The following is a 17,511-nucleotide window of genomic DNA, read 5'->3' on the forward strand; positions in this document are numbered from 1 at the left end:
CTTCTAAACTTATAAATCGTACTGTTTCAATAAAAGTTCTATTGCATTTTTATCTGTTTTGAAGGTTACATCATCTGTTTTAAGTTCATCCAATGCGATCCACCTAAAAGATTGTAGTTCCCCCTTATCAAAATCGAAAGGCTTTGTCTTAAAATTAAGTACTAATGGATGGACCTCTCTTACCATATAATATATACTTAGTATCTGACTATCGTTAAAAGAGGATTGCTCGTAAAAGTCGGTAGTATAAAGATGTCCCAGCACCTCAATTTCTGCATGACACTCTTCAATAAACTCCCTTTTTAATGCTTCAATAAGGCCTTCACCAAGTTCAAGTCCACCACCAGGAAATTTACTAAACATACGTCCCCCTGACTGTTCGTCACTAACCAACACCTCATTTTTACTGTTGATCAACAAACCGTATACCCTTACATTAAAATAGCTCATTATAGGTTATAGTATATCAGAAAATATAAGAGGTTAAAAAAAGAATAAGAAAGGGGCATAAATCATCAGACTTACACCCCTTAAATTAACGCTCTCACTACAAAGGTAATAATCAATTCCATATATCCACTATAATATAACTTCAAAATTTTATATAGTCTGATACTCAAACAATCTGATTTATTTTCGGTTTTATTTATTAAAAATATAACCATGGTAAAATCAGTAAACGATAAAAAATCGATTGAAAATTTATTAAATAATAAAATCAGTTCAATCAAAAATGAAATAGAAAAATTAGAGAAGGAATTACAGCAGGCTCAGGTAATTCTGGCAGACTATAATAAAAACAGGACAACTATTGAAACCATATTGGGATTACAATCAGCTCCTGATATTGCAGGGACACCCAAGAAAAGAGTGAAAAAACAATAGAAAAGTACGATCAACTATTGATCAAAGTGTTTTTGATTTTTAGTCGCATTGTCGATTGTCCATTTTATTTCTCCCCTGAATGGTTCTTCCCGTACAGGGCATCCTTTCATTTTACAATAATTACAACAGGCCGGTAAACATGGGTCAGCATGAATAAATAATTCTGTTTTACGATCAGCATTACCATTTATCATCTTATCTATGTCAGAAATCTCCTGATGTACGCGGTTCAAATCAAAATAGTAAGGCAGGGTAATGTGGCAATCAATGTGCAGATCAGCACCGTATTGCTGTGCCCTTAAGTTATGTACATCTATCCAGGGGTCTTTCCTGTTTGACTGAAGAATATCTATAATACTTTTTACTAGTTCTACATTGCTTTCATCCATCAGTCCCCCCACCGATCTTCTGGTTAATTTATACCCATTATATATGATGTATATTCCCAACAAGATTGAAATAATGCTATCAAGAACAAATATTTCTGTAATTTTTATCAATATAACTCCTAAAACCAGTCCGGCACTAGTAATAGCATCTGTAAGCAAATGTTTCCCGTCTGCCTCAAGCGTAATTGATTTATGTTTTTTTCCTGTACTGATTAAATAATAACCTAATACCAGATTAACCAAACCTGTAACACCAATAATAGCTGCACCTTCAAAAAGCTGGCCTATTTGTTTTGGGTAAATAAGGTCGTATCCAGATTTAAAAACAATAATAATTCCAGCAAGAGCAATCAGTACCCCTTCAATAAAAGCAGAAAAGAACTCCACCTTGCCATGTCCATAAGGATGATTTGTATCTTTCGGTAATGTAGCCAAATAAATGCTGTAAAAAGCAAAGCTACTGGCCAGTACATTCACTATACTCTCTGCAGCATCTGTTAAAATAGCATTAGAATTAGTTAAGAAATAGGCTACAAATTTGGCCAGCATAATTAATATGCTGATGCACATTGAAATGAGTATAGCTTTCTTTTGAGGTTGCAAATCGCTGTGTTTAGCCGTCAAAAATACTGTTTACTTGTCAAATTATGATAAAAAGTATTTTTTTATAGTTTATAATTCGGTTAGGTTTCTATATTTGCTACTTCACAAAACAATATTGCTTGCGCATTAATCATTATGACATTTTTATCCAAAAGAATCAACAACCTATCTGAGTCACAAACCATTAAAATGGCGAAGTTAGGAAGAGAGCTATCTGCAAAAGGGATAGACGTTATTAACCTCAGCTTTGGGGAACCAGACTTTTTTACTCCTGATTTTGTTAAGGAAGGCGCTAAGAAAGCTATTGACGACAACTTTTCTTATTATAGCCCAGTTTCAGGCTATCCTGAACTGCGTAAGGCAATTGCAGAAAAGTTATTGAGAGAAAATGGATTGACCTACAGCTTCGACCAGATTGTCGTTTCTACAGGTGCTAAGCAATCATTGGCCAACGCTGTAATGTGCCTAGTTGATCCAGGTGATGAGGTTATCGTTCCAACTCCTTACTGGGTATCTTACTCGGAAATGATTAAGCTTGGTGAAGGTGAAACTGTGTTCATCAATGCAACAGTTGAAAATAACTTTAAAATAACTGGTGCAGAACTAGAAGCAGCAATTACCCCTAAAACTAAATTATTTATGTTCTCTTCACCATGTAACCCTACAGGTTCTGTGTATAGCAAAGAGGAACTTGCTGATTTAGTTGCTGTTTTTGAAAAACACCCTAATATCTACATCATTTCTGATGAAATTTATGAGCACATCAACTTTGTTGGAAAACATGCTTCAATAGCTGAATTTGATTCTATAAAAGACAGAGTAATCCTAATCAATGGATTCTCTAAGTCATATGCAATGACCGGATGGAGATCTGGCTATATGGCTGCTAATAAAGAAATTGCAAATGCTTGCGATAAACTACAAGGCCAAATTACATCAGGAACTTGCTCTATTGCACAACGTGCATCATTAGTTGCCTACCAGGGTGGTTTAGATTCTGTAAACGAAATGGTTGCCGAGTTCAAAAAACGTAGAGATATTGTTTATGCTTTATTATCAGAAATCCCTGGTGTAAATGTAAACCTACCGGATGGTGCATTCTATTTCTTCCCTGAAATAAAATCTTACTTCGGTAAAAAGAACGGCGATACTGTAATCAACTCAGCTGAAGATCTTTCTTTGTACCTGTTAAATGAAGCACATGTATCAACCGTAACTGGTGAAGCTTTTGGCAATGCAGATTGTATTCGTTTATCTTACGCAGCTTCTGAAGATCAATTGAGAAAAGCTGTTTCAAGAATTAAAGATGCATTGGCTAAATTAAGCTAAGCATTATTTAAGGAATATTAATTTTCAAAAGGAGCCTGACATTAAATTAAAATGTCAGGCTCCTTTTTTATTAGTCCATCCTACCTGCTACAAAAACAAAATACCATTTATCATACATATTTGTATTTTTGAATATAAAACGAAAACTCATGGAAACCAACAGCAATACCAAGAGAGAAATTACCATGACAAAATTCTCAACTCCTTTAGGCCCAATGCTAGCTGGAGCCACAACTGAAGGTATATGTATTCTTGAGTTTACCAATCGTATCAAATTGGACAAAGAGATTAGTGAATTGCAAAATTTACTAAATGCAATTCCTGTTGAAGGTCGCAATCAACATTTAGATCAACTGGAAGTTGAGCTTCAGGAATATTTTGATGGCAAGAGAAAGATCTTTGAAGTACCTATTCACACTCCTGGAAATGATTTTGTTCAGTCTGTATGGAAAACACTTCAAGAAATCCCTTATGGCACAACCTGCTCCTATAAAGAGCAAGCAGATAAGATGAACAACCCAAAAGCTATTCGTGCTATCGCCACAACCAATGGCCGTAACAGACTAGCTATTGTTATTCCATGCCATCGTGTAATTGGAAGCAATGGAAGCATGACAGGTTATGCTGCTGGAATTGACAAGAAAAAATGGCTTTTAAAATTTGAAAGAGAAAACTCCGAAATACCAGACGGCAACCTTTTCAAATAATTCTGTTCTTTAGTCACTAAAATCAACTTCAGATTATCCCCTTCAAAATAACCCCTTGAAGAACAACAAACATAATAATACACATGCTATTAAATAAAAGTAGCGACCTTATGCTGTACTGACATGTTTAAAAAATAAGTATGCTGCGAGAAAGCATAGGAATTTTTACGTTCTTCAGTGTAAAATGTTCCAGCTTTCGAGTAGTCATGTTTATTTTTTAAAAGGAAGACCTGCCATTTACGAGCGGATCGCTTCGACAGGGTCTAGTTTCGATGCAGCATACGCCGGCCAAAAGCCCGATATCGTTCCAATTGCAAACGAAACCCCTACCCCAAGCAATATGTTATTTAAGAACAGGATCATAGTAAAACCAAAGGCACCAGTAATCAAAGTGCCAATATATACCAGTAAAATTCCTAATCCACCTCCAAGTAAACATAAAGCAACAGCCTCAAATAGAAACTGCAGAAGAATAAAGTAGTTTTTGGCACCTAAAGATTTCTGAATGCCTATGATGTTAGTTCGCTCTTTAACAGATACAAACATGATATTTGCTATTCCAAAGCCACCAACCAGGATAGAAAAGCCACCAATTACCCATCCAGCAATATTTACGACACTAAACATCTGGTCGAGTTGATTAGAAGCAATAGTACTTTTATTTAATGCAAAATCATCTTCAGCCCCAGGTTTAATTTTATGTGCAGCACGCATTGCCCCTCGTATTTCGCTCTCTATTTCTTCGAGATCTATATTTTCTTTACCCCTAACAGTAATGGTTGGATCATAACGGCCATTTTCTACATCAAACAATCCTTTTGCAAAATTTAAGGGAATCAAGACATTTTTATCTTGAGACATGCCGAGCATATCATCCCCCTCTTTCTTAAAAACCCCAACAACTGTCAGCCTGCGACCCATTACCACAATTTTATTTCCTACAGCAGGTTCACCATTAAATAATCCATCTGCAATATCAGCACCTAGAATAATAACAGGAGAGCCTGAATGACCTTCATTTTCAGTAAAATAACGTCCTTCCTGGAAATCTATCAACCATGTTTTATTAAAATCTTGAGAAGCTGCTTTTAGTCCCGCTCCTTCGACTGAATTACTACGATATTTTACGGTTCTACTATCTGCATAAATCTCATATGACACTCCTTCTGTGTATTCCAAACGTTCCTTTAGTGCAGTATAATCTCTCAAGGAAGGTTCAGGTCTATTTACATATTTCCACCATGGATAACTACCAAAACCACCCCATGGCCATTTTTGTACAAAAATTGTTTTAGAACCTAATTTGTCAATACTATCCTGAAGTTTACTTCTAAAAGTATCAGTTGCTGTAAAAACAAAAATAATTGCAAAAATCCCAATCGTGATTCCCAATAAGGAAAGCATAGTCCTCAGTTTATTTTGTCGCAATGCATCTGCTGCGAACCGAAAACTCTCTCCTATTAGTCTGAAAATAATCATAATTAATCTTTAGATCAAAACTAGCTAAAAAGGTTACAGCAATTATGAATTATCATTTAAAAAAAAGTCAATACAAAATAATATTCCATTCAATTAGCACCTATAAAATAATTTTACATTATTAAGGATAATAATTTGTAAATTTGCGGCCTTAAATATTACATTAAAACATATGAAGTTATCTCAATTTAAGTTTAATTTACCTGAATCATTGCTTGCCAATAACCCTGCTGAACAAAGAGATGAAGCCCGTTTAATGGTTTTACACAAGGATAGTGGTAAAATTGAACATAAAATATTCAAAGATGTTTTAGAATATTTCGATGATCAGGATGTAATGATCTTGAACAACACTAAAGTTTTTCCAGCCCGTTTATACGGCAATAAAGAAAAAACAGGTGCTACTATTGAAGTATTTCTATTAAGGGAGCTTAACAAAGAACTTCGCTTATGGGATGTTTTAGTGGATCCCGCACGTAAAATCCGTGTTGGTAATAAATTATATTTCGGCGATGATGATCTTCTAGTTGCGGAAGTAGTTGACAATACTACATCCCGTGGCCGTACTATCCGTTTCTTATTTGATGGAACAGACGAAGAGTTTAGAAAAAACATTGAAATTTTAGGTGAAACACCTTTACCAAAATATATCAAACGTAAAGCTACAGCTCAAGATAAAGAGCGTTACCAAACTATTTTTGCAAAACATGAAGGTGCTGTTGCTGCTCCTACTGCCGGTTTGCACTTTAGCAGAGAACTGATGAAACGTTTAGAATTAAAAGGCATCAATTTTGCAGAAGTAACATTACATGTTGGCTTAGGTACTTTCAGATCTGTTGAAGTTGAAGATCTTACCAAACATAAAATGGACTCTGAGCAATTCATTATTGAAGAAAAAGATGCGAAAATTGTAAATCAGGCTATTGAACGTAAAAAAAGAGTTTGTGCTGTTGGTACAACATCAATGCGTGCTATAGAATCAGCAGTTTCGTCAGGAGGATTACTTAAACCAGCAAATGACTGGACGAGTAAGTTCATTTTCCCTCCTTACGATTTTAGTATTGCAAACTCAATGATTACCAACTTCCACACTCCAGAATCGACATTGCTAATGATGGTAAGTGCATTTGGTGGTTACGATTATGTAAGAAATGCTTATGATGTAGCTTTGAAAGAAAAATATCGTTTCTATAGCTACGGTGATGCAATGTTAATCATCTAACAAGAGATATATTCTTAAAATATATTAATAGGAGATTTGAAAACTATAAGTTTTAAATCTCCTATTTTTGTTTAAAAAACAATACAGTATGAACCATTATGCGATTATAGTAGCCGGAGGATCTGGTAACAGAATGCAAAGCGCTATACCCAAACAATTCTTATTATTAGACGGTAAGCCAGTACTTATGCATACCATAGCCGCATTTAATGAATGTATATTTAAACCGCAGATTTTACTGGTACTCAACATCGACCAGCACAAATATTGGGAAGAGTTATGTTTAAAATACAACTTTCAGATCCCTCATCAAGTCATCAAAGGTGGCACACAAAGATATCATTCTGTAAAAAATGGACTAAAAGCAATTAAAGGAAAAGGAATTGTGGCTGTTCATGATGCAGTAAGGCCATTAGCATCTGCCAGATTGATCACACAGTCCTACAAAGTGGCTCAGGAGAAAAGCAATTGCATTATTGGAATTACACCTACAGACTCTGTTAGAAGCGTGCAGGAAGACGGTAAAAGTGAAGCTTTAAACAGAGAAAAATTAGCCTTGATACAAACCCCTCAGACTTTCGAAGTAGAACTGATTAAAAAAGCATATCAAACACCATATAGAAATGAATTTACGGATGATGCTTCTGTAGCTGAGTATGCCGGATATCAGATTAATTTAATAGCAGGAGAAAGAGAAAACATAAAAATCACTTATCCCGAAGATTTAGATATTGCTTCAATATTTATAAAAAAAACAAAGAGACTGGCTAATTGTGAATAGCTTAAACCAGTCCCTTTATTTAAATATTAAGCAGCTCTATTAATTACTTTCAAAAGAATCGCAATAATAGCAATAACCAACAGAACATGGATTAGCCCACCAACATTGGGACCGAACCCCTGAAAGAAAAAGCCAATAATCCATAATATAATTAATACTACGGCAACGAGGTAAAGCAGATTTCCCATAACTTCTAGTTTTAGTGATAAGTAAATGAACCTGATTGCGTTTAACAATCCATGACATTTCATAAACAATCATCGTTCCAAAAATAAAAAAGGCCCTTATGGGGCCTTTCCTATTCGTTATTGATTAATATTCGTCTTCGTTAAAGAAGAAATCGTCCTTTGTTGGGTAATCTGGCCAAATTTCTTCAATGGTTTCATAAGGTTCACCATCGTCTTCTAATGCCTGTAAATTTTCGATCACCTCAACAGGGGCACCTGATCTTATACCATAATCAATCAATTCATCTTTTGTTGCAGGCCATGGAGCGTCTTCCAGATGCGATGCGAGTTCTAAAGTCCAATACATATTACTTATCCAATTAATTATTCAAATTTATTTTTTTTGCAAAAATATAATAAAATCTATGAGTAAAACAAATCTATTTCATACTTTTTACAATCTCGGAATCCAGATATTTTCTTCCGTATTAGCATCTGAATTCAGTTTTCGTGCCAAAACAAACAAATAATCGCTTAATCGGTTCAAATAAATAGTCATTTTTTCGTCAACAAAGCTCTCCGACGCCAGGTGAACTGTTAAACGCTCCGCCCTTCTACATATACATCTAGCTATGTGACAATACGATACTACCGTATTTCCTCCTGGAAGTACGAAATGCTTTAGCTCTGGCAAAATCTCATTCATATCGTCCATTTCTTTCTCCAATAGGTAAATATCATTGTCGTGCAAGTCTGGAATCTTCATTCTGGATTTTTCAGGATCAGCAGCCAATGACGCACCAACTGTAAAAAGACGATCCTGAATTTCCTTTAACACCTTCTGATGATGTGGATTTATATCCTGACACATAATAAGTCCGATATATGAATTTAGTTCATCAACAGTCCCATAACATTCTATTCTAAGGTGAAATTTAGGAACACGGGTTCCTCCAATTAAAGAGGTAAGGCCTTTATCGCCCGTTTTGGTATATATTTTCATAGCTTGTTAGCTAATAGTCTCAAAATCATCACCCTTCTCTTCTAATTTAACAAGTCTGGGCGATACGGTTTTAATATCTGTATTTTGATAATCATTTTCAATCAGACCATCACGCATCCTGACAATACGATGAGCATGCTGTGCAATATCTTCTTCGTGAGTCACCAGGATAATTGTATTTCCTTTACTATGAATCTCTTCAAGTAGGCCCATGATCTCAATAGAGGTTTTGGTATCCAGATTTCCTGTAGGCTCATCAGCAAGTATAATGGAAGGGTTATTGATCAATGCTCTTGCAACTGCAACACGCTGCCGCTGACCACCAGATAATTCATTAGGCTTATGTGTAACCCTATTTCCCAATCCAACATTCTCTAAAGCTTTATGAGCACGTTCCTCCCGTTCCTTCTTATTTGCTCCTGCATAAATTAAAGGTAAAGCAACATTATCTAACGAAGTAGAACGAGGCAACAAATTAAAAGTCTGAAAAACAAAACCGATCTCTTTATTTCTTACTTCAGCAAGTTCATTATCTGACATATAACTCACATTGGTTCCATTCAAGATATAGTCACCCTTACTAGGTGTATCTAAACATCCTAAAATATTCATCAAAGTAGACTTACCAGAACCAGAAGGTCCCATAAGCGCTACAAATTCTCCCTTATGAATATCCAAAGTAACTGATTTCAATGCATGGATTACCTCAGAACCTATTACATATTTACGACCAATTTCTTTAATATGTATTAATGCTTTATTTGCTGATGACATAGTCGAGGTTCTATCCATTACTTATCTTTTTGACATTAGATTTCACCAGAGGTGCTAATGTTACAATCAATACTATTTTTCTATAATCTTTGGAACAAGAAAAAACGCTTCATTATGACGTGCAGAATTCTTCAATCCATCTGTCACACTCAATTCCTGCTTAGCTATATCTTCACGCCACACATTTTCTTCTGTATTCATGTAAACTAACGGTTCAACCCCTTTAGTATCTAATTCATTTAGCTTTTCCATGAAAGTAAGAATCTTGTTCATATCTGGTATCAGCGCATCAATTTCCTCTTCTTTTATAGCTATCCTTGCTAAATCTGCAACTTTATGTATCGTTTGCTTATCTATAATCATCTATCAATAAGTTTACTATTTATCAGCTCAAAAATACGGTCTTTTAATTCATCTGAATCATTTATTGTCAAATTACTCGTCAAAACCGGTTTATGAATATAAACATCTGCCCTACCTGGGCTTGAGCCATGTTTTTTCCCATCATCCCACATGCGTTTCCAAATATTTACAAAGCTTACTGCCACGATAGGAATTCCTTTCTCTATTGCCAATCTAAAAGGTCCGTTTTTAAAAGGCATCAGTTTTGGTGGATAATGATTGTCTGCTATTCCACCTTCCGGAAAAATAATCAGGCTCATCCCATTTTCAAGATTATCACCTGCACGCTTAAACGCCCTGAAAGATGAAATTTTACTATGCCTGTTTACAGGAATATCAATCGTTCTAAAAAATATTCCTAAAACAGGATTTTTCAACAATTCCTCCTTTCCCATAAAATGAAACCGTCCCTTAGCAAACATGCAAATCAACATAATATCATGGTTTGAAGTATGATTTGCACAATAAATATAGGTCTGCTTATCAGACAAAGGTTCTTCAAAATTAAAGTGGGGAACAATACCAATAAAAAAGGCACAGAGATTACTCTTCAATTTCCTTAATCGATTTAACAGATCATAATTTTTCGGATTCTGTGCCGCCAGATAGTAAAAAGGATAAAAAAACAGCGAAAATACAAGGATGATAAATACTGAATAGATGCGATGTGCTTGTTTAAGAATACTGATCATTAAATTTTAAATTAACAGAATTGGCAAATGCAAACTAAGAAGAATTCTACTTAGAATTACCATCTGGATAAAAAAAGAAATTATAAGCAGGCAGACTTAGGGTTTTTTATTAATTTCGGCATCTTGAATTCTTCCTCAGTCTGAAAGTCAAAATTCTAAAACAAAAGGAAGGCTTCATCAACTTTTAAAATATATAAATATAAGATGAAAGAAACGGTAGTTAGTGGTATTCGTCCAACAGGGAAATTACACTTGGGAAATTATTTTGGAGCAGTAACCAATTTCGTTAAAATGCAGTACGATTATAACTGCTTTTTCTTTATTGCCGACCTTCACTCTTTGACCACTCACCCTACCCCACAAGATCTTCATGGTTATGTAAGACATGTACTTGTTGAATATCTAGCCTGTGGAATAAATCCTGAAGAAACTACTATCTATATCCAATCCGATGTCCCTGAAGTAGCAGAACTGTATTTGTATTTGAATATGAATGCTTATATGGGCGAATTGGAAAGAAGCACTTCATTTAAAGATAAAGTAAGATCTCAGCCCGATAACGTGAATGCTGGTTTATTAACCTACCCTACACTTATGGCGGCCGACATCCTGATCCATAAAGCCACAAAAGTACCTGTAGGTAAAGATCAGGAACAACATCTTGAGTTTACACGTACTTTTGGTAACCGTTTTAACAGACTCTATCAAACTGAATATTTCCCTGAGTCTTTTGCTTTTAACTATGCTCAAAACCTGGTTAAAGTACCCGGCCTTGATGGGAACGGTAAAATGAGTAAATCAAGTGGAGAAGGCAACTGTATTTATTTGTCAGACAGCCCTGAAGTAATTCGTAAAAAAGTATCACGCGCAGTTACCGATGGCGGCCCTACAGAAGAGAATCAAGCTAAACCAGAAGCTATTCAGAATCTATTTGATCTGATGAAAATTGTTTCAACACCAGACACAATAGCTCATTTTGATGAATTATATAATAAAATGAATATCCGTTACGGAGACTTCAAGAAACAACTTGCAGAAGACATGATTGTGTTTAACACACCAATTAGAGAACGCATCGAGGAACTTTCTAAAGACAGCTCTTATTTGCGTCAGGTTGCAAAACATGGTGCATTGAAAGCAAGAGAAAGTGCACAAAGAACCATACGCGAGGTTAGAGAAATCATTGGTTTCAAATCATTTTAACATTTAGCGTAAATTCATTACCTTTCTTTTTTTCAAAAATAATATATGCATATAGCAATCGTTGGGAATATTGGCGCAGGTAAAACAACTTTAACAGGTTTACTTGCCAAAAATTATGGTTGGGAAGCCCTGTATGAGGCTGTAGATAATAACCCTTATCTTGAAGATTTCTATAGCGATATGAAACGCTGGAGTTTTAATCTTCAGATTTATTTTCTTAATAGTCGTTTTCAACAGATTGTAGATATTCAGAATTTTAACAGAAATGTTATTCAGGATAGGACAATATATGAGGATGCACATATTTTTGCAGACAATCTACACGAGATGGGATTGATGACGACACGTGATCATCAAAACTATAAAGCTATTTTTGAAAACGTAACTTCTTTTATTAAGCCGCCAGACTTATTGGTATACCTGCGCGCATCTGTTCCTACATTGGTAAATAACATCCAACGTCGTGGCCGCGAATATGAAACAAGTATCCGCATTGATTATTTATCGAAACTAAACGAGAAATATGAAACTTGGATTAAAAGTTATGACCTTGGCAAGCTTCTTATATTGGATAAAGACAAACTTGATTTCACTAATAACCCCGAAGACCTGGGAACCATTATTCAATCTATAGAAGCAGAGATTAACGGATTATTTTAGAATGAAAGTACTTGGGATTATACCAGCACGATATGCTTCTACCCGTTTTCCGGGAAAGCCGTTAATAGATATTCAGGGTAAAAGCATGATTCAGCGGGTTTATGAACAAGCTTTAAAAACTGACACACTCCAAAAAGTAGTTGTTGCTACAGATGATGATCGCATTGCTGAGGCGGTACGTGCTTTTGGTGGTGAATTTGTAATGACAGGTTTTACACATCAAAGTGGCACTGATCGCTGTGCAGAGGTTTCAAATCAGTTCCCTGAATTTGATATAGTTATTAATATACAAGGTGACGAACCTTTTATCAATCCAAAACAAATTGATTTGCTTGTTTCCTGTTTTAACCAACCTGATGTACAACTGGCAACATTAATAAAAGAAATTCATACAGAGGAAGAACTGTTTAATAACAATATCCCAAAAGTAGTAACCAATAGTAAACAAGAAGCTATATACTTTAGCAGACATACTATCCCTTTTATTAGAAATGCTGATCAAGAACAGTGGTTAAATAAGCATCAATTCTATAAACACATTGGAATTTATGGTTATACCACCGAGGTTTTACACGAGATAACTAAACTTCAACCTTCATCATTAGAAATCGCTGAAAGCCTGGAACAATTACGATGGATAGAAAATGGATATACAATCCAAACACGTATTACCAATCTGGAAACTATAGCTATAGATACTCCTGAAGATCTAAATAAGATCATAAGCTGATAATTTCTTATATTAGGTGTGATATGAAAACCTACCTTATACTTCTCGTGCTGCCACTTTGTTTTCTTTATGCCTGTAACTCCGGCAATCAGGAATTAAAAAACAATGTTGAAAATCACATAGTTTTAAAACCCTTTAGTGATTCTATTCAGATTGACACATTCAAAGTAGTACTTAATGGTACTGTTTTGAAAGACATGACCATAAAGTTTAGCATTACAGCTTATACGGGTAATATCATCTACAATAAAGAATTTAAGGCTACCGATCTGATTGACAACTACAAAGCTAGTGTTGATTTAAAAAAGGAACGTAGTCAGATGGATTTTATACTTAGTGAGTACAAGCTATTTTTAGACGATGAGAACTTTTTAGAACCTGCCGTTACTGAAAATGAAAACCCGGATCAGTACACTCCTGATAAAAATTTTTATAATGAGCTCAAACAGTCATCCTTAAATGGATTCAAATATCGTACAGATAAAGAGAACAATGTATATATCGCCTGGTCTGAAAAGGAAAAAAAAGTAAAGCCTTATTACAATTGCTGTAAATAATATACTTTAATTATATTGTTAAAAAATGCCTCTATTGATAGCTAGACGTATGTGTTAAGCTAAAAGAGCAATATTTTGTATACCTCATCAAAAAAAAATAAAAATAAAATTATGATACTTATAAATTTTATATTATGTTTATATAATCAAATAAGCCAATGACTATTTGACAATACGAACACCAGCATATTCTAACCAAATATACTTTTACAAAAAGCCCGAAAATTTTCGGGCCTTTTTTATTATATGCCTTTTCCATAATTAACGTTTAAAAAGTAATATTATTTCCAAAAGTTGATACGAAGAAAAAAATAGTTCTTAGCTTTAAGAATCGCGCTAGCTCCTTACCTGGTAATATATGCTCAAAAATAGTTTCATTGTTATTATTCTCCTTTTACTTCCTGTTTTTGCAGCCTTCGCGCAAAAAGCACAGATAAAGGGTGTTGTGACTGATTCTGTTGAAAAAAGAAAACTGACAAACAGTAACATACTATTGATTAGAAATTCAGATTCAATACTTGTAAAATCAACCAGAGCAGATCAGCAAGGTTTTTTTAATCTGACAAATCTCAAGAAAGGAGATTACAAACTCTTAATTTCCTATCCTAAAATGGGTGATTATATTCAAAACCTCAGGTTAAATGATACTTCAAAGATTGATCTGGGAAACATTAAAATGGACCTAAAATCTAAACTCCTACACGAAATTATTATACAAGCTAAGAGTGCTGTACGTATGAAAGGTGATACTGTCTTTTTTCAAGCTGATAGTTTTGCTGTACGGAGTAATGCTAATGTTCAGGAATTATTAAAAAGGTTACCCGGAATTGAAGTAGATAAAAATGGAACTATAAAAGCCGAAGGAAAAATCGTAAAAACAGTTCTTGTTGATGGTGATGAGTTCTTTGGTGACGACCCCCTACTGGCCACAAGATATCTTAAAGCAAATGCTGTTGAAGAAATCCAGGTGTTTGATAAAAAAAGTAAAAGTGCTGAACTAACAGGTATTGATGATGGCATTAAAAATAAGACCATTAATATCAAATTAAAAGAGAATGCAAAAAACGGATACCTTTCCACTCTCGATTTTAACACCAATGCTATTGATCTTGGGGATTATGGTGGTATGATTGGTATATTTAAAAATAAGCTCAAAGCAGCTGCATTTGGTACTTATTCCAATTTGAATAATGAGTCAAAAATCAACACTTCCATGCGAAAATTAAAAGGTGAAGAATATGACCTGATTGAAGTTGGAGATGATGGAAGTTCTATTATGTACGTCTCCGATGCAGATGATGAAGATTATATTGCCGCATCAGGTGGTTTACCTAATAATTTAAGCTTAGGAGCTTATTATGCAGATAAGTTTAAGGATAACAAAATGGGGGTCAAACTCAATTTCAAAAGTTTTAACAATCAAAACGTTAATACAACAACCGCTAATTCTGAAGAGCTGCTACCTAATGAAAAAACATATACAAATGCAGGAAAAACAGACAATACAGTAAATGTATCCGGAGAATCATTAAAGGGCACATATACTTATAATACAAGTCCTGGCTCTACTTTAAAGCTTTCATTCGGCTTGAGTAAGAGCCGTAACAGAAACAATTCTATCAGCGTAAGTGATACAAAAGGCGACAACGGATTCTTTATCAGCCAGAATTATCAGGAAAACATTGGGAAGGGTCATAACGAAACCTACAATGGAAACATCAACTGGTCCAAAAGATTTAAAAAAAGAGGACGTACCTTATCTATAGATCTTCAACCAGAAAGTCAGAGTAGTAATAGCATAGAAAACAGCTTAAACAAAACCTCATATTTTAACAGTAATGGATTAATTGACCGATACGAAGATACTGACCTTAGAAAGAAAAATTCCGGAACACAAAACTCTATTGCAACCAGAATTAATTATACAAATCCAATATCTAAAAATTGGACATTAGAGGTTGGATATAGCTTTAAAACCATTTCATCCGGCAGTAACAGGCTTGTATTTGATAACATCAAACAGGATGCTCAAAAAATAGATTCTTTAAGTAACAATTTTAAATTCATCAATTTCTCTAATGTAGGTAAGATGATATTGCAATATAATAATGAACATTTTTCAATATCCAGCGGACTTGAAGCCACACAAACTACCTTCGAATTGAATGATCTTGATCAACATACAGATTTTAACAGAAACTATCTTAACCTCTCCCCGCGTACAAATATTTTCTATAAAGTAAACAACTCTACTACATTATCAGTAAATTACAATGGTTATATGCAACAACCCAGCATCGACCAATTACAACCGGTACGACAAATCAATACTCCTCTCTATCAAGTAATTGGAAATTCATCCCTAAGGCCATCCTTCTCTAATAATTTTGGTATCTCCTATAACAGTTTCCAATTTAAATCTGACCAGTATATCTCTGCAAACTTCAATTATGGTTTTACAAATAATGCGATAGTAAGCACCGAACTGGTTGATGAGTTCAATAAAAGAATTACCAGCTTTATCAATAGTAATGGGAATAACTCTTTGAGTGGAAATGTTAGCTATTCTAAAGGCATTTCAAAACTTCATATACGTATGGGTATTGATTTAGGTTTCAATAGATCTAAAACAATTGCTTTAATTAATGCTACACAAAATAAAGCTGCAAATATGCAGTATAACTTAAGAGGATCATTTAATTATTATACGAAGAAAATTGAATTTAATTATATTCCTTCAGCGACACTAATGACAGGAAAATCATCTATTGGAGAAATCAATGACGGGAGAAGTATTACTCATAATCACGAAATTTCCGGTACAGTTCAACTCCCTTTTAAATCAGAATTCAACACCTCTTTTTCACTATCTTTCAGACCCGCAAATTCTTCATTTGGACAAGATCTGAATACGGCAATATGGAATAGCTATTTGGCGACCAGACTTCTTAAAAATGAAACACTGGAACTTAAAGTTTCCGTTACCGACATATTGAATCAAAAAATCGGCTACAATAGGTATGTAGGAGGAAACTATAAAAGTGAAGACACTTTTAGCTATATCCCACGTTATGTATTAATAGGCTTAAACTGGAATTTTAGTGGTAATTTTATTAAAAAAACAATGACAAATTAAACACATCTGATGAAATTAGCATCTTTAATATCATTATTTCTATCTACGATGTGCTTTAATATTAAAGCTCAGGAGACTTTTATTCCCTATGGAAAAATCACTTTTGAGAAGAAAGTAAATCTTATCCGTGCTTTGGAAAATTCAAATATCCCTTCAGAAGCAATGGAGCGTATGAAGAAATATGCGATTAGCAACTGGGAATTTTATTTTACGCAAAACAAATCCCTTTATAAACAAGAAAAAAAAGAAGTTGAAGATAATAACCCTGCCTTTTTTACATTTTCAAACAGTAAACTGAGTAATGAAATTTATACGGACTATAGCAATAATAAACGAGTAATAAAACGCAACATCATGGATGATAATTACTTACTAACTGATACAATACCAAGGTTAGAATGGAAAATCATGCATGATGTAAGAAACATTGCAGGTTATGAATGTCGCAAAGCTGTTGGAGTCATTTACGATACTGTATATGTTGTAGCTTTTTACACAGATGAGATATTACTTCGTGGAGGACCTGAAGGTTTTAGTGGTTTACCAGGAACAATTCTTGGTCTGGCAATTCCCAGATATAACACAACCTGGTTTGCAACAAAAGTTAGTGGGTTCGAAAATCATGCTTCAAAAATTGTACCTGCAGTTAATGGAAAAAATATAGAAACAGCTAAAGATTTAGACAAACTGATTGAATTATTTACCCGCTACGATCAGGATAAAAAGCAGAAAGCTGAAGAAGCAAAAAGAAAACTTTACGGCTTTACACTGTAACTTTTTATGCGAGAACAG

Annotated in this window: 20 protein-coding genes; 11 read left to right on the top strand and 9 right to left on the bottom strand. The window is 34.4% G+C overall.

The genetic code is table 11. The features are described from left to right. Window positions 1-9: 9 nt before the first annotated feature. A complete protein-coding gene (locus WC623_RS13320) occupies window positions 10-450 on the bottom strand; it encodes an NUDIX domain-containing protein (protein WP_372851803.1) in 441 nt (146 codons plus the stop codon). 213 nt (window positions 451-663) lie between these two features. On the opposite strand from WC623_RS13320, the gene WC623_RS13325 reads away from it, so the two are divergent. Further along, window positions 664-885 carry a hypothetical protein gene (locus WC623_RS13325; RefSeq protein ID WP_372851805.1) on the top strand — a complete coding sequence of 74 codons (222 nt, stop codon included), beginning with the start codon at window positions 664-666 and terminating at the stop codon, window positions 883-885. A gap of 14 nt (window positions 886-899) precedes the next feature. Here WC623_RS13325 and WC623_RS13330 read toward each other — a convergent pair whose 3' ends face one another. Beyond that, complete coding sequence (locus WC623_RS13330; protein ID WP_372851807.1) at window positions 900-1,877, bottom strand: cation diffusion facilitator family transporter; 978 nt, start codon at window positions 1,875-1,877, stop codon at window positions 900-902. Between the two features lie 135 nt (window positions 1,878-2,012). Between WC623_RS13330 and WC623_RS13335 the strand changes: the two genes are divergently transcribed. Beyond that, entirely contained in the window at window positions 2,013-3,206 is a 1,194-nt protein-coding gene (locus WC623_RS13335) for a pyridoxal phosphate-dependent aminotransferase (protein ID WP_372851809.1), read from the top strand. A 149-nt stretch (window positions 3,207-3,355) separates the two neighbouring features. Then, a complete protein-coding gene (locus tag WC623_RS13340) occupies window positions 3,356-3,913 on the top strand; it encodes a methylated-DNA--[protein]-cysteine S-methyltransferase (RefSeq protein ID WP_372851811.1) in 558 nt (185 codons plus the stop codon). Window positions 3,914-4,150: 237 nt separating this feature from the next. Here WC623_RS13340 and WC623_RS13345 read toward each other — a convergent pair whose 3' ends face one another. Further along, window positions 4,151-5,392, bottom strand: coding sequence for an ABC transporter permease (locus WC623_RS13345; protein WP_372851813.1), 1,242 nt, complete (start codon window positions 5,390-5,392; stop codon window positions 4,151-4,153). 172 nt (window positions 5,393-5,564) lie between these two features. On the opposite strand from WC623_RS13345, the gene queA reads away from it, so the two are divergent. Together queA and WC623_RS13355 are read left to right on the top strand one after the other, a co-directional pair. Continuing rightward, window positions 5,565-6,614, top strand: coding sequence for a tRNA preQ1(34) S-adenosylmethionine ribosyltransferase-isomerase QueA (queA, locus tag WC623_RS13350; RefSeq protein ID WP_372851815.1), 1,050 nt, complete (start codon window positions 5,565-5,567; stop codon window positions 6,612-6,614). A gap of 88 nt (window positions 6,615-6,702) precedes the next feature. Further along, complete coding sequence (locus tag WC623_RS13355; RefSeq protein WP_372851817.1) at window positions 6,703-7,395, top strand: 2-C-methyl-D-erythritol 4-phosphate cytidylyltransferase; 693 nt, start codon at window positions 6,703-6,705, stop codon at window positions 7,393-7,395. A gap of 26 nt (window positions 7,396-7,421) precedes the next feature. On the opposite strand, the gene WC623_RS13360 is transcribed toward WC623_RS13355, so the two are convergent. The 6 genes from WC623_RS13360 to WC623_RS13385 all read right to left on the bottom strand — a co-directional run bounded on the left by WC623_RS13360 (window position 7,422) and on the right by WC623_RS13385 (window position 10,433). Beyond that, complete coding sequence (locus tag WC623_RS13360; RefSeq protein WP_372851819.1) at window positions 7,422-7,583, bottom strand: lmo0937 family membrane protein; 162 nt, start codon at window positions 7,581-7,583, stop codon at window positions 7,422-7,424. Window positions 7,584-7,707: 124 nt separating this feature from the next. Further along, complete coding sequence (locus WC623_RS13365) at window positions 7,708-7,929, bottom strand: DUF2795 domain-containing protein (protein ID WP_008240955.1); 222 nt, start codon at window positions 7,927-7,929, stop codon at window positions 7,708-7,710. Between the two features lie 87 nt (window positions 7,930-8,016). Continuing rightward, a complete protein-coding gene (locus tag WC623_RS13370) occupies window positions 8,017-8,565 on the bottom strand; it encodes a cob(I)yrinic acid a,c-diamide adenosyltransferase (RefSeq protein WP_372851821.1) in 549 nt (182 codons plus the stop codon). Between the two features lie 6 nt (window positions 8,566-8,571). Continuing rightward, window positions 8,572-9,357, bottom strand: coding sequence for an ABC transporter ATP-binding protein (locus WC623_RS13375; RefSeq protein WP_372851823.1), 786 nt, complete (start codon window positions 9,355-9,357; stop codon window positions 8,572-8,574). Window positions 9,358-9,411: 54 nt separating this feature from the next. Further along, window positions 9,412-9,702, bottom strand: coding sequence for an Asp-tRNA(Asn)/Glu-tRNA(Gln) amidotransferase subunit GatC (gatC, locus tag WC623_RS13380; protein ID WP_372851825.1), 291 nt, complete (start codon window positions 9,700-9,702; stop codon window positions 9,412-9,414). Further along, complete coding sequence (locus WC623_RS13385) at window positions 9,699-10,433, bottom strand: lysophospholipid acyltransferase family protein (RefSeq protein ID WP_372851827.1); 735 nt, start codon at window positions 10,431-10,433, stop codon at window positions 9,699-9,701. The genes gatC and WC623_RS13385 overlap by 4 nt, the downstream gene beginning before the upstream one ends. A 204-nt stretch (window positions 10,434-10,637) precedes the next feature. On the opposite strand from WC623_RS13385, the gene trpS reads away from it, so the two are divergent. The 6 genes from trpS (at window position 10,638) to WC623_RS13415 (ending at window position 17,493) form a co-directional block, all read left to right on the top strand. After that, window positions 10,638-11,636: a tryptophan--tRNA ligase gene (gene trpS / locus WC623_RS13390; protein WP_372851829.1), complete on the top strand. Its 999-nt coding sequence runs from the start codon at window positions 10,638-10,640 to the stop codon at window positions 11,634-11,636. A 45-nt stretch (window positions 11,637-11,681) separates the two neighbouring features. Next, window positions 11,682-12,296 (top strand): deoxynucleoside kinase, encoded by a 615-nt coding sequence (locus tag WC623_RS13395; RefSeq protein WP_372851831.1) that lies wholly within the window; start codon window positions 11,682-11,684, stop codon window positions 12,294-12,296. A 1-nt stretch (window position 12,297) separates the two neighbouring features. After that, window positions 12,298-13,026 (top strand): 3-deoxy-manno-octulosonate cytidylyltransferase, encoded by a 729-nt coding sequence (kdsB, locus tag WC623_RS13400; protein WP_372851833.1) that lies wholly within the window; start codon window positions 12,298-12,300, stop codon window positions 13,024-13,026. A 23-nt stretch (window positions 13,027-13,049) separates the two neighbouring features. Beyond that, complete coding sequence (locus WC623_RS13405; RefSeq protein WP_372851835.1) at window positions 13,050-13,583, top strand: hypothetical protein; 534 nt, start codon at window positions 13,050-13,052, stop codon at window positions 13,581-13,583. A gap of 358 nt (window positions 13,584-13,941) precedes the next feature. Further along, window positions 13,942-16,719, top strand: coding sequence for a TonB-dependent receptor (locus tag WC623_RS13410; protein WP_372851837.1), 2,778 nt, complete (start codon window positions 13,942-13,944; stop codon window positions 16,717-16,719). Window positions 16,720-16,728: 9 nt separating this feature from the next. Continuing rightward, on the top strand, window positions 16,729-17,493 hold the full coding sequence (locus WC623_RS13415) for a GLPGLI family protein (RefSeq protein ID WP_372851839.1): 765 nt from the start codon (window positions 16,729-16,731) through the stop codon (window positions 17,491-17,493). The last annotated feature ends 18 nt before the right edge of the window (window positions 17,494-17,511 follow it).

This window comes from Pedobacter sp., assembly GCF_041645105.1.
GTDB lineage: Bacteria > Bacteroidota > Bacteroidia > Sphingobacteriales > Sphingobacteriaceae > Pedobacter.

What these genes read in the sequence shown, in the direction of transcription:
- WC623_RS13405 (WP_372851835.1), top strand. Translation starts at nt 13,050, where the DNA reads ATGAAAACCTACCTTATACTTCTCGTGCTGCCACTTTGTTTTCTTTAT.
- WC623_RS13385 (WP_372851827.1), bottom strand. Translation starts at nt 10,433, where the DNA reads ATGATCAGTATTCTTAAACAAGCACATCGCATCTATTCAGTATTTATC.
- WC623_RS13395 (WP_372851831.1), top strand. Translation starts at nt 11,682, where the DNA reads ATGCATATAGCAATCGTTGGGAATATTGGCGCAGGTAAAACAACTTTA.
- queA (WP_372851815.1), top strand. Translation starts at nt 5,565, where the DNA reads ATGAAGTTATCTCAATTTAAGTTTAATTTACCTGAATCATTGCTTGCC.
- WC623_RS13340 (WP_372851811.1), top strand. Translation starts at nt 3,356, where the DNA reads ATGGAAACCAACAGCAATACCAAGAGAGAAATTACCATGACAAAATTC.
- WC623_RS13370 (WP_372851821.1), bottom strand. Translation starts at nt 8,565, where the DNA reads ATGAAAATATATACCAAAACGGGCGATAAAGGCCTTACCTCTTTAATT.
- WC623_RS13325 (WP_372851805.1), top strand. Translation starts at nt 664, where the DNA reads ATGGTAAAATCAGTAAACGATAAAAAATCGATTGAAAATTTATTAAAT.
- gatC (WP_372851825.1), bottom strand. Translation starts at nt 9,702, where the DNA reads ATGATTATAGATAAGCAAACGATACATAAAGTTGCAGATTTAGCAAGG.
- WC623_RS13410 (WP_372851837.1), top strand. Translation starts at nt 13,942, where the DNA reads ATGCTCAAAAATAGTTTCATTGTTATTATTCTCCTTTTACTTCCTGTT.
- trpS (WP_372851829.1), top strand. Translation starts at nt 10,638, where the DNA reads ATGAAAGAAACGGTAGTTAGTGGTATTCGTCCAACAGGGAAATTACAC.
- WC623_RS13345 (WP_372851813.1), bottom strand. Translation starts at nt 5,392, where the DNA reads ATGATTATTTTCAGACTAATAGGAGAGAGTTTTCGGTTCGCAGCAGAT.
- WC623_RS13355 (WP_372851817.1), top strand. Translation starts at nt 6,703, where the DNA reads ATGAACCATTATGCGATTATAGTAGCCGGAGGATCTGGTAACAGAATG.
- WC623_RS13360 (WP_372851819.1), bottom strand. Translation starts at nt 7,583, where the DNA reads ATGGGAAATCTGCTTTACCTCGTTGCCGTAGTATTAATTATATTATGG.
- WC623_RS13375 (WP_372851823.1), bottom strand. Translation starts at nt 9,357, where the DNA reads ATGGATAGAACCTCGACTATGTCATCAGCAAATAAAGCATTAATACAT.
- WC623_RS13320 (WP_372851803.1), bottom strand. Translation starts at nt 450, where the DNA reads ATGAGCTATTTTAATGTAAGGGTATACGGTTTGTTGATCAACAGTAAA.
- WC623_RS13365 (WP_008240955.1), bottom strand. Translation starts at nt 7,929, where the DNA reads ATGTATTGGACTTTAGAACTCGCATCGCATCTGGAAGACGCTCCATGG.
- WC623_RS13415 (WP_372851839.1), top strand. Translation starts at nt 16,729, where the DNA reads ATGAAATTAGCATCTTTAATATCATTATTTCTATCTACGATGTGCTTT.
- WC623_RS13335 (WP_372851809.1), top strand. Translation starts at nt 2,013, where the DNA reads ATGACATTTTTATCCAAAAGAATCAACAACCTATCTGAGTCACAAACC.
- kdsB (WP_372851833.1), top strand. Translation starts at nt 12,298, where the DNA reads ATGAAAGTACTTGGGATTATACCAGCACGATATGCTTCTACCCGTTTT.